The sequence below is a fragment of the Campylobacter sp. TTU_617 genome, assembly GCF_016599045.1.
In the GTDB taxonomy this organism is placed as follows: Bacteria; Campylobacterota; Campylobacteria; order Campylobacterales; family Campylobacteraceae; genus Campylobacter_D.
The window spans coordinates 17,338-28,327 of sequence record NZ_JAENKV010000016.1 but is presented as its reverse complement, the minus strand read 5'-3'; the positions used below and the strand labels follow the sequence as shown (position 1 = coordinate 28,327).

General features: G+C 26.5%; 12 protein-coding genes and 1 pseudogene. All 13 read right to left on the bottom strand.

Annotated elements, in window-relative coordinates; genetic code table 11:
- A pseudogene (locus tag GQV94_RS06730) lies at nucleotides 1-283 on the bottom strand (DUF115 domain-containing protein); the annotation flags it as partial.
- Nucleotides 271-1,041, bottom strand: coding sequence for a flagellin modification protein PtmA (gene ptmA, locus GQV94_RS06725; protein WP_200170290.1), 771 nt, complete (start codon nucleotides 1,039-1,041; stop codon nucleotides 271-273). The pseudogene GQV94_RS06730 and the gene ptmA, both read right to left, overlap by 13 nt.
- Complete coding sequence (locus GQV94_RS06720) at nucleotides 1,041-1,748, bottom strand: acylneuraminate cytidylyltransferase family protein (protein WP_200170289.1); 708 nt, start codon at nucleotides 1,746-1,748, stop codon at nucleotides 1,041-1,043. The genes ptmA and GQV94_RS06720 overlap by 1 nt, the downstream gene beginning before the upstream one ends.
- Entirely contained in the window at nucleotides 1,741-2,640 is a 900-nt protein-coding gene (locus GQV94_RS06715; protein ID WP_200170288.1) for a Gfo/Idh/MocA family protein, read from the bottom strand. Before GQV94_RS06715 ends, GQV94_RS06720 begins: the two co-directional genes overlap by 8 nt.
- Entirely contained in the window at nucleotides 2,637-3,671 is a 1,035-nt protein-coding gene (locus tag GQV94_RS06710; RefSeq protein ID WP_200170287.1) for a nucleotidyltransferase family protein, read from the bottom strand. Before GQV94_RS06710 ends, GQV94_RS06715 begins: the two co-directional genes overlap by 4 nt.
- Nucleotides 3,653-4,828 carry a UDP-N-acetylglucosamine 2-epimerase gene (gene neuC / locus GQV94_RS06705; protein ID WP_200170286.1) on the bottom strand — a complete coding sequence of 392 codons (1,176 nt, stop codon included), beginning with the start codon at nucleotides 4,826-4,828 and terminating at the stop codon, nucleotides 3,653-3,655. Before neuC ends, GQV94_RS06710 begins: the two co-directional genes overlap by 19 nt.
- A complete protein-coding gene (gene neuB, locus GQV94_RS06700) occupies nucleotides 4,821-5,825 on the bottom strand; it encodes an N-acetylneuraminate synthase (protein WP_200170285.1) in 1,005 nt (334 codons plus the stop codon). The genes neuC and neuB overlap by 8 nt, the downstream gene beginning before the upstream one ends.
- A 230-nt stretch (nucleotides 5,826-6,055) precedes the next feature.
- Entirely contained in the window at nucleotides 6,056-7,177 is a 1,122-nt protein-coding gene (locus GQV94_RS06695; RefSeq protein ID WP_200170284.1) for an N-acetyl sugar amidotransferase, read from the bottom strand.
- 18 nt (nucleotides 7,178-7,195) lie between these two features.
- Nucleotides 7,196-8,206: a hypothetical protein gene (locus GQV94_RS06690; RefSeq protein WP_200170283.1), complete on the bottom strand. Its 1,011-nt coding sequence runs from the start codon at nucleotides 8,204-8,206 to the stop codon at nucleotides 7,196-7,198.
- The gene (locus GQV94_RS06685; RefSeq protein WP_200170281.1) at nucleotides 8,203-8,931 is read right to left on the bottom strand and encodes a class I SAM-dependent methyltransferase; all 729 of its coding nucleotides are present in this window, start codon (nucleotides 8,929-8,931) and stop codon (nucleotides 8,203-8,205) included. Before GQV94_RS06685 ends, GQV94_RS06690 begins: the two co-directional genes overlap by 4 nt.
- Complete coding sequence (locus GQV94_RS06680; RefSeq protein ID WP_200170280.1) at nucleotides 8,924-9,646, bottom strand: class I SAM-dependent methyltransferase; 723 nt, start codon at nucleotides 9,644-9,646, stop codon at nucleotides 8,924-8,926. The genes GQV94_RS06685 and GQV94_RS06680 overlap by 8 nt, the downstream gene beginning before the upstream one ends.
- Before the next feature lie 43 nt (nucleotides 9,647-9,689).
- Nucleotides 9,690-10,376 carry a D-glycero-D-manno-heptose 1-phosphate guanosyltransferase gene (gene hddC / locus GQV94_RS06675; protein WP_200170278.1) on the bottom strand — a complete coding sequence of 229 codons (687 nt, stop codon included), beginning with the start codon at nucleotides 10,374-10,376 and terminating at the stop codon, nucleotides 9,690-9,692.
- Nucleotides 10,373-10,960 (bottom strand): D-sedoheptulose 7-phosphate isomerase, encoded by a 588-nt coding sequence (gene gmhA2 / locus GQV94_RS06670; protein ID WP_200170276.1) that lies wholly within the window; start codon nucleotides 10,958-10,960, stop codon nucleotides 10,373-10,375. Before gmhA2 ends, hddC begins: the two co-directional genes overlap by 4 nt.
- Between the last annotated feature and the right edge of the window lie 30 nt (nucleotides 10,961-10,990).

Here is a 10,990-nt window from a genome sequence, read left to right as displayed (position 1 = left end):
TAAATAAAATACCATTTCCAAAACCATAAAAATAAAGAACAGGATATAAGAAGTATTTATCATTATAAGTGTTTAACATAGAGTTTAGTTCAGTAAGAGGGTTTTGGTAGAGTAAAGCATTGGTGCTTCTATCTTTTAAATTAATATTAATATTATCTTCTGATTTGATGAGTTGATATTTTGTATTAATTTTTATTTTGCTTAAAGCATCTTTTAAGGCAATATCTTTTAAAGAATTTAAATTTTTATCAAAGAGTTCTTTTAAAAACATTAAAGTCCCCATCCATCACTAACTACTAAAGTTTGCCCAGTGATAAATTTACTTGCATCACTAAGTAAAAATACCAAAGTTCCGCATAAATCACTTGCTTCTAGCATTCCTTTACTCGCACAACACTTTCTATAAGCGTCCAAAAAAATCTGTGGTTGATTATCTAAAATTCCACCCGCTGCTAAGGTATTAACACGGATATTAGTATTAAAAAGTTCTTTAGCAAGCCATACACCCAAATGATTAATTCCTGCTTTAATAACACTATATTCAAGCGAACTTTGCATACTAGTATTTTTATAATTTTCAAATTTAGGAGCATATACACCCATAATAGAGCTAAGATTAACAATATTTCCATAGCCTTGCTTTTTAAAATATTTTACAAATTCTTGAGCAGCCAAAATAAAACCGCCAAGATGTAAATTTAAATTTTCACAAAGCTCTTCATAGCTCAATTCATAATAAGGTGTTTTTCCCCAATTTTTTCCACAAGGATAAGAAGAATTAACAAAAGCATCGATTTTTTGATATTTTTGTTTAGTTTTTAAAATAGCTTCATTAAGACTTTCTTTAGAAGTGATATCAAGCTTAATGCTTAAAAGTTCTTGATTAAATTCTTTGTTTAATTTTTCTTTTAAATCTTTTAAACACTCCTCATTGATATCTGCTAAAACTGCAATGCCTTTATTTTTTAAAATAGCCCTACAAAGCTCTTTTCCTATACGCCCACAAGCTCCTACAACAAAAATAATCTTTTCTTCAAGCATTAAAATTCCTCTGGTTTTAAATTTCTTTCTTTAATTAAAAATTCAACTATTTTAAAATCAAGCTCACTATCTACATCAAAAGCTGTATTTTCTTCCATAATATAAAGAGAAGTTTGTTTTCCAAATAAATCATCACTCTTTAGTATTCTTTCACGTTTAAACATATAAATACTTGCATTCATATCAAAACATTTTGGCGCACTTTGGCGTGTTGTAAAAAAACCTTGTTTTGATCTTTTAACTTCATCATTGTCAAGCTCTATTAAATTAAAATAAGGATTACGCCTTGCTGGTGTTGCGGTAATTAAAACTTCTTTATTTTCTTTTACAAATAATTCATAAGCTTTTTTTATATCTTTACTTGTTCTAAGAGGAGCTGAGGCATCTAAATCTACTAAAATATCAAATTTTATACCAAAATATTTCTCACTTCTTAAAAGTGCATCACGCATCACAGGAATTTTTGGTGCATTATCACTTGCAAGATGTGCTTCTCTTTTAAAAAAAACTTCAGCTTTGTATTTTAATGCGACATTTGCTATCTCATCACTATCTGTACTTATAACTATATGTTTAAAAAGCTTTGAATTTCTTGCTTGTATAATACTATAAGCAATCATTTCAAGATTATTAATTTTTTTAATATTTTTATTTAAAACTCCCTTAGAACCACCTCTTGCACAAATTGTGCATAAAATTTCAGCCATTTTTAACCTCATCGCAAATTTTTAACACATCTAAAGCCTCATCTAAAGAACATAAATTTTTATCATTATTTAATATAGCTTTATGCATTGATTCTAAAGTTAAAATAGTATCGCTTTTATAAATTTGTGTTTTAATGCTTTTATCCTCATTATAAATTTTTAAAATACCTTGGATTAAATCGGCTTCATAACTTTTTTTTGGAGTATGAATAATAATTTTTCTTTGAGTAAGCTTAGAAAAATAATCAAGCTTAATATGAATTTTTAAATCTTTAGAATTTTTCAATGATAAAAAAGCAAAATCATCACTATCAATCTCAAGTTCTGAAAGCTTTAAATTCTCGCTATATAAAAGTTTTAATTTTCCAAAAAGAAAAAAAGCTAAATCGATTTCGTGAGAAAGATCAAGTAAAACTCCACCTCCTAGTTCTTTTTTTGCACTATAGTTTTCCCTATAATCTATATCACGCCAATTAGGCAAATAAGAATGACAACTCAATTCTACAAAATAAGGTTTTTCAACTTGCAAAATTTCTTTTAAAGCTTTAATTAAAGGATTAAATCTTAAAAGATAAGCAATGAAAATTTTATTTTTATTGCTTTGAAAAGGAATAAATTTTTCAAATAAAGGTTTTTCAACTAATATAATCTTATCTTTAACAAAAGTATCAATTTTTTTTAAAGTCTCTAAATGTAAAGTTGTGATATTAGCAATAATAAAAAGATCAAATTCCATTAAAGAAAGCTCATCCCAAGAATTATAAAGTTTTGTCTCTTTAACATCTTTTTTACAAGCACTAAAAGAAAGCAAAGAAATATCAAAACCTAAATTTTTAAGGGCTAAAAAATGTTTTTTTCCAATACTCCCAAAGCCTATAATTAAAGCTTTCACCTAAAATCCTCATTTGCTCTTGCAAATTCTTCAATTCTACCTATGTCAATCCAATAATCACGCAATAAAAAAGTATTGATTTTTTCATTTTTTTGCATTAAGATTTTTATCAAATCAGGCATATCTAAATACTCATTTTTATTTAAAAAATTTAAAACTTCAGGTTTTAGCGCATAAATTCCAGCACTAACTAAAAATTTCATAGTTGGTTTTTCTTGTATATTTTTTATAAAACCATTTTGTTCTTTTATAACTCCATAAGGTATGCTTTGTTCAAATTCTCTCACACATACACTCATTAAAGCCTTACTTTTTTTATGGGCTTTTAAAAATTCTAAAAAATCAAGTTCGGTTAAAATATCTGCATTCATTACAATAAAACTTTCTTTTAAAGGCTCTTCAATCAAACTTAAAGCCCCTGCTGTCCCTAATTTTTTCTTTTCTTTAATATAGGAAATTTTAACCCCAAAATCTGTGCCATCTTTAAAATAATTTTCTATAATTTGTTTTTTATAATTTACACAAAAAATAAAATTCTCAAAGTTTTGCAAAGAAAGTCTTGAAACAATGCTCTCTAAAATAGGTTTTTTTCCCACTTTTAGCATAGGCTTTGGGGTGTGCTTTGTAAGCTCTTTAAGTCTTGTTCCAAGTCCTCCAGCCATTAAAATCACATAGTTTGGAAGTTTAGTTTTGGCTAAAAGTGAAGAAATAGATCTTATGGAAATTATTTCACCTTTTTCATTGATAACAGGAAAATCATAGATATCTGTTTTTGAAGAAAGTTCTAAAAGTTCAGCTTTACTTGTATTTTCTTTTATTATGATAGGATTTTTAGTATAAATATCTTCTATACAATCATAAATCATTTTTCCATTAATCAAAGCTTTTCTAATATCAGAATCACTAATAACTCCTAAAAATTTATCTTTTTGATCTACTACAATACCAAGTCTTACTCTTTCTTTGCCAACTATATTTAAAGCTTCTTTTATACTAGAATTGGGATTTAATTTTAATTTTTTGATATCCATAACATATCCGTAAATTTTTTATTTAAAATTGTATCTAATTTTATATTTTTAAGCTTTGTTTTAATGAATTTATTAGGATTTTTTATTTTATTCTCAAAAGGATTATTAAAACTTTTTAAAATTTCTTTAAATTTTTTAGTTTCTAATTTTTGAAAAGCTTTTTGCAAATCTTTCATATTTGTATCAATAATATTTTCACTTTTTATCCTTCCTTTTTGACGATCTCCTATATTTATACAAGCTGTTCTTAAAAAAGGACTTTCTATGACACCACTAGATGAATTTCCTATTATGGCTTTTGAAATTTTCATTAAGCTTAAATACTTTTCAACTCCAAGATTATCAAAGAGTTTTGCTTTTTTAGGATATTTCTTGCAAAACTCCGCTAAAAAATTATTAATCAAAAGTCCATTTTCATCAGCATTTGCTTTAGTAAAAATCAAACTTGCTTTTTTAAGCTTGATTAAATTATCAAGTAATATTTCAATATTATTTTTAGTTTGTTCTAAATTTAAAGTTTCAGGATGATAAGTGATTAAATAAATATTTTCATCGAATTTAAAATCAAGTTCTTTTTCAAGTTCTTTTTTACTTAAAAAGTTCGTATTTTTAACATTAAATCCACCCAAAGAGCCTACATTAAAAACAAAATTTTTATTTTCTCCTAATTGTAAAACCCTATTTTGATATTCTTTTGTGCTTACAAAATGAAGATGAGCCATTTTAGTTATGCTATGTCTTATGCTATCATCAATAGCTCCTAAAGTAAGTTCTCCACCACAAAGATGAGCAATAGGAATGTGCATTAAAAGGCAAACACTAGTAACTGCCAACATTTCATAACGATCTCCTAAAATTACTACTATATCGGGTTTTAAACTTTCAAACGCCTTAGAAAAACCTTCAAATACTAAAGCCATGCTTTTACAAAGATTTAATTTATCATCATTTGAAGATAAAATGGGAATTTTTTTATCTATTTTAAAATCTTTTTCTATTTCTTTATAAGTTAGACCAAAATCTTTACTTAAATGTGCTCCTGTTGCTATGATTTGTAATGCTAAATCTTTATCATTTTTTATTTCTAAACATAAATTTTTAAGCAAATACCATTCAGCTCTTGTTGCGCTAATTATGCAGATTTTTCTTTTACTCACGAATTAATTCATCTTCTTTATAATTTTTTTGAGCAATTTTTCCTAAAAATTCATCATATCTCATTGCACAAATTCCATTTCCTGGACGCTTTGTGGTTAAATTTTCTTCATTGAATTTCTCACCTTTTTTAATGGCTTTTTTTGCTACAAGACTTTTTCTTGCTATATTTATATTTTTCTTTTCACTCTTACTTGCTTTTTTAATACCACTGCCTAAAGCTAACTCAAGCTCTCTTATGCTTTGACACATAAATTTAAGCTCATTTGGTTCTAAACTTGCTTTGTGATCAGGACCATTCATCGTTTTATCTAAAGTAAAATGTTTTTCAATTACACAAGCTCCTAAAGCTACGGCTCCTAAAGCTACACTTATACCTTTAGTATGATCTGAATATCCTATATTTAAATTAAAAGCATTTTTTAAAGTTTGTATAACCTTTAAATTGATTTCATTAAAGGGAGCAGGATATTCTGTTGTGCAATGCATTAAAGTGATATTGCTTCTTTTTTGGCCATTTTTGCAAAGCACATCTAAACAAGCTTCAATTTCACCTAAATTTGCCATTCCTGTTGAGAGTATAATTTTCTTATTTAATCTTGCAATGGCTTTAAGATAAGGAAGATTAGTAATTTCTCCGCTTGGAATTTTAAAAATTTCAAGCCCTAAACAATGTAAAAGCTCTATACTTTCTAAATCAAAAGGAGTTGAAAGAAAAGAAATATTACAAGCTTTAGCATAAGCGATAAGAATTTGATGTGCTTTTAAATCAAGTTCTAATTTTTTTATCATTTCAAATTGACTTTCATCTTGATTAGTTGTTTGAAGTTGATATTTAGCTTTTTTTGCATTAATGCTTACGCAATTTTTACTTTTAAAGGTTTGAAATTTTACAAAATCAGCTCCACATTCTGCTGCAACCTCTATCATTTTTTTAGCCAGATTTAAATCTCCGTTATGATTTACTCCTGCTTCTGCAATGATAAGAGTTTTTTTCATTATTTACCTTTACTATTAAAGTTAAATTGAATCTTATAATAATTATATATAGAAATAATATTTAAAAATCAAACTTATTATAAGATTTAATTTATCTTTTTTAATATTTTAAAATAATATTTACTATATATTGTAACAAAAATTCGCTCTTATTTTATTTTTAACTTTAAATTTGCTTTAAAAATGCTTAAATTTTTAAGTCAAATTTCTTATTTACCAATATAATTTATTTAAGAAATTTCATTTTTAAGTTTAAATTCTCCAAATTCATTTTTATAAAACAAGTCCATATTATAATGCTTTTCAATAATACGGTAAAAATGATCCTTATTAATGCCAACAAAAGAACAAAAATCTTCAATACATCTATCATCTAACTTATGATCTCTTTCTTTAACAATTTTAATAGCCTTTTCTCTATCTAAAAGTCCATATCTTATAAGTCTAGATGCATAATCGCTAGCCATAGCGTGCCCAAATTTTGGATATTTCATCCAAGCATGGATAATATAACCTATACTATCAATTTGATCGAAATTTTCAATACAATGAGTCCTATCCCATTCATTTTGTAAATCTGTAAATCCCCTACTCTTTGCAAAAATATAATTTGAATAAGAATTCCATTTAATAAAATAACTAAGATAAATAGGATCTAATTTAGCAAGATCTTTTTCATTGGGACTAAAAAAAAGTTGGATATTCTCTTCTTTGATTTCATCATCTATAAATTCATTTAAGTCTAAATCTTGTGCTACTCCATTTAAAAAAATATCTCTAGCACTAGGAGTTTCTAGGTCATACCCCCCCCCATACTCATAACTTACATTTTCGCCATAAACTAGCAAAGGAGTATTAAATTTTAAAGCCATAGCAAAAGGATAAGTATAAATAAGCCTATCAATAAACCACGTTGGTTTTCCATATTTTTCAAAAGTTTTTAAAGTAATTTTTCTTTGGGTTTTTAAATCAGGCTTTAAGCTAATGATATGACAACCAAAAGTTTCACTTAAATTTCTTAAATTTTTTCTTCCAGCTTTAGTGCTAGTAAAATTATCCTCAACGCTAAATAAAATAGGATTCATTCCTAGTTTTTCTTTCATAATATGCACTTGAAAGTGAGAATCCTTGCCCCCACTTACAGCAATAGCACAATCATACTCAAATTTTCCATTCATTCTGCGATATTTATCGCATAATTCCTCTAATTCTTTAAATCTTTTTTTATAATCAATCTTTTCTTTATTTTTATGATTGATACAAGCAGAACAGATATTTTTACCCTTATCATCTTTAAAAAATTTAATCCCTGGTCTTGTGTTTGGCATTACGCAATAATCGCAATAAATCATAATAATCCTTGATTTTATTTAAAAAATATAATCATAAGATAAATGGGTTAATGGGGGGGGGGAATCGTTAATGAAACGATATTTTAAGAATTTTTTACTCTTGGAATTTTGGCAAAAATATTCATAATGTGGCGCATCAAAAATAATTCCACCTATATAAAAATAAGATTCAACTGTAGAAAATTTTTGTTTATAATCAAAAAGCGTATCATCGTCCTCAACACCACCTCCTAAAATGCAAAATTTAGAACCTTTTTTATTTGCATACTCAAAGAAAAAATCTAAAAGTGCGGCATTAGCATTGGCCTTTAAAGAATTAGCACTTAAATGATAATAAGAAAAATCTTTACAAAGAAAAAAAGAAGCAAAAGCTATAATTTCTTCATTTAAACTTGCCTTTAAGACAATATATTCTTTAAAATTATATAATTTATCAAAATATTTTTGATCAAAAAAATAAAAATTCTCTGCATCATTTCTTTGCATTGTTTTTTCATAAAGTATTTTAAAATCTTCATTTTCATTTATTTTAATAAAATCTATTTTTAAATTTTCTCTTGCTTTTTTCACATAAGCTTTAATACGAGGATTATAATTTTTGCGTATAGTTGAAATATCACACTCGGTAGGAACTATAATAATTTTTTTATTTTTACTTATAAAATCTAAATTATTTTTATAAGCATTAATATACTCATCAAAAGGATGAAAGCGTATAAAAAAAGCAATAATCTTTTCTTTTAAAGCTTTTTGCTTTAAAATTTCAAAGGCTTCATTTAGAAAATCCTCATTTTTGGTATTAGTATAAATTCCATTGTATCCATAAGGACTTTGTAAATCAAAAAAGCCTGAATTTAAAATTTCTTGTTTAATGCCTAAAGTTTTAAAGATAAATCCATCTTTTTTATATTCAAATTCAAAAACATTTCCATATAATTTTGCATAATTAAAACTAAAATAGATATCATCTTTAAAGCTAAGAGTGTTAAGGTTGGAAGCAAGATAAGCTTCAAGGCTTATCTTGCTCATCTTCCATTCCTCTTTAAAAGATTTAAATCCCCCCCCCCGTTAGAGTACTTCTCGCCTTCGATAATAAAAATTTTATCAATAACTTTTGTCACTTTATCTTCTAAAACATCTTCTAAAGTAAGAATGCTTAAATTTGTTCTTTTAAAATTCTTATGTTTATAAAGCTTCTTAATTTCATTTAAAGTACTAAAACGAAGCTTTCCATTGCCTTTATAAATACCATATTCTGGAATTTGCTCCAAACCTTTTTCTTTTTCATAGCCAAAAAGCCCAGTGGCCAAAGTCATAGAAAGAAATTTGCCACAAGGCTTTAATTTTGATATAGCTTTATCAAAAATATCTTTAGTTTTTTCAAAATCATTGCAACACAAAGAAACTATATCAATAATTGCATCAAAACTTTCATTTTCAAATTCATCAAGCTTTTGGGCATAATCACCTATTTTAATTTCTTTGATTTGTTTGCTCAAATTTTCATCTTCTAAACGTTTTTTAAAACGTTCAACTCCTGTTTTACTCCATTCTATACCACTGACACTAAAACCTTCTCTTGCACAAAACCAAAGATTAGCACCTGTTCCAAGCCCTAATTCTAAAATATTAATTTTATTTCTATCTTTAACATTGTAAAAATTTCTTGCAATAAAACGGATCAAGTTTTCACTAGGATATTTTCCCCATTCTTTATTAGAGAAAATGTTTTCCCAGAAATTTGAATCATTCATATCTCTCGCCCTCTATAACAAAAAGTTCATTTTTTATTTTTCCCTCTTCTTTTAAAGAGTAAATTTGAACTTTAATAACTTTGTAATTTTTTCCATTATAAAGCTTTTCTATATCTAATTCATCGCAATATCTAATATTTCCAGTAAAAGCGTCACTTCCAGAAGATGGAAAACAAGTATGATAAGCTAAATTTGTATCCTCGTAAAAACCTTCATTATTAAAACTAGGAGTAATAGAAAAGAATTTACCCCCGACTTTCAACTTTGAAACCGCCTTTTCAATAATATCTTTGGTTTTTTCAAAATCGTTATAAGCCAAAGAATAGCTATCAATCCAAGCATCAAAACTTTCATTTTCAAATTCATCAAGCTTTTGGGCATAATCACCTATTTTAATTTCTTTGATTTGTTTGCTCAAATTTTCATCTTCTAAACGTTTTTTAAAACGTTCAACTCCTGTTTTACTCCATTCTATACCACTGACACTAAAACCTTCTCTTGCACAAAACCAAAGATTAGCACCTGTTCCAAGCCCTAATTCTAAAATATTAATTTTATTTCTATCTTTAACATTGTAAAAATTTCTTGCAATAAAACGGATCAAGTTTTCACTAGGATATTTTCCCCATTCTTTATTAGAGAAAATGTTTTCCCAAATATCCATTCCTAAATTTATATCTTTAATAATTTCAGAATTTAGAATATATTTTTTCATTTTTGCCTTTCAAAAATTATTTTACCTTAGATAAATTAATACTTTAATATTTAAATTTAGAACTTTTGCTATCATCTAAAAACCTCTCATAATCCTCAGGCACACCAATATCTATAAAATAATTATCAAAAATACAAGCTCTAGCTTTTAGAGTTTTAAAATTTTCTTGCAAAAAACTTTCAAAGGAAAATTTATTTTCTAAATTATAAGTATTAAAAATATCTTTTGATACTAAATAAATTCCTCCATTAATAAATCCTTGTTTAAAAAATTGTTTTTCTCTAAAGGAATTTATAAAATAATTTTTATCAAGTTCTACAGCTCCGTATCTATCAAAATCTTGCATTGATTTTAAGGCAAGACAAATTTTACTTTCTTGTAAATTTAAATAAGATAAGTCTATATTAAAAAAAGTATCGCCATTTAATACTAAAGAATTTTCATTTACTAAATTTAAAGCTTGTTTTATAGCTCCACCAGTTCCTAAAGGTTCTTTTTCTATACTATATTCTATTTTTATGTCTAAAAATTTATTTTTAAAGTGGTTTTTTATGATTTCATATTTGTAAGAAACAGCTAGAATAACTTCTTTGATATTTTGAGTTATTAGATATTCAAAAATAAATTCTAAAAAAGGCTTACCATTGATTAAAGCCATAGGTTTTGGCACATCTTTAACTATGCTTTTAAGTCTTGTACCCAAACCTCCACAAAGGATAATAACTTTCAATGAAAACCTTTTCCAAAAAGCTCCTCTTCCACTATAGCACAAAGTATATGAGCTATTAAAATATGAGATTCTTGTATGCGTGGAGTGTAATTTGAAGGCACTTTGATACAATAATCACAAAGATCATTCATCTTTCCTCCGCTCTTTCCTGTTAAACCAACGCTTATAATACCTTTTTCTTTGCAAATTTCTAAGGCTTTTAATATATTAACACTATTTCCACTTGTTGAAATTCCTATGAAAATATCACCTTTTAAGCCTTGTGCTTCAAGCTGTCTTGAAAAAACTTTTTCATATCCATAATCATTTCCAATAGCTGTAAGTATGCTAGTATCTGTGGTTAATGCTATACTTGCAAGTCCTGGTCTATCAAAATAAAATCTACTTACAAGCTCCCCTGCAATATGCTGGGCATCAGCTGCACTCCCGCCATTTCCTGCTAATAAAGTTTTATTGCCATTTTTATAAGCTTTTATGATTTCTAAAGCCACTTTTTTAATAAGATTTAATAAATCTTCATCTTTTAAAATTTGCTCTTTTGTATCTATGCTTTCTTCAAAATGCTTTTTTATATAAGTTAGCATTTATTCTCCTTTAAAATTTATAAGCCTTAA

Coding starts and splice junctions, on each gene's coding strand:
- GQV94_RS06685 (WP_200170281.1), bottom strand. CDS start 8,931: ATGAATGATTCAAATTTCTGGGAAAACATTTTCTCTAATAAAGAATGG.
- GQV94_RS06690 (WP_200170283.1), bottom strand. CDS start 8,206: ATGAGCAAGATAAGCCTTGAAGCTTATCTTGCTTCCAACCTTAACACT.
- GQV94_RS06695 (WP_200170284.1), bottom strand. CDS start 7,177: ATGATTTATTGCGATTATTGCGTAATGCCAAACACAAGACCAGGGATT.
- ptmA (WP_200170290.1), bottom strand. CDS start 1,041: ATGCTTGAAGAAAAGATTATTTTTGTTGTAGGAGCTTGTGGGCGTATA.
- GQV94_RS06710 (WP_200170287.1), bottom strand. CDS start 3,671: ATGGATATCAAAAAATTAAAATTAAATCCCAATTCTAGTATAAAAGAA.
- GQV94_RS06720 (WP_200170289.1), bottom strand. CDS start 1,748: ATGGCTGAAATTTTATGCACAATTTGTGCAAGAGGTGGTTCTAAGGGA.
- neuB (WP_200170285.1), bottom strand. CDS start 5,825: ATGAAAAAAACTCTTATCATTGCAGAAGCAGGAGTAAATCATAACGGA.
- gmhA2 (WP_200170276.1), bottom strand. CDS start 10,960: ATGCTAACTTATATAAAAAAGCATTTTGAAGAAAGCATAGATACAAAA.
- GQV94_RS06680 (WP_200170280.1), bottom strand. CDS start 9,646: ATGAAAAAATATATTCTAAATTCTGAAATTATTAAAGATATAAATTTA.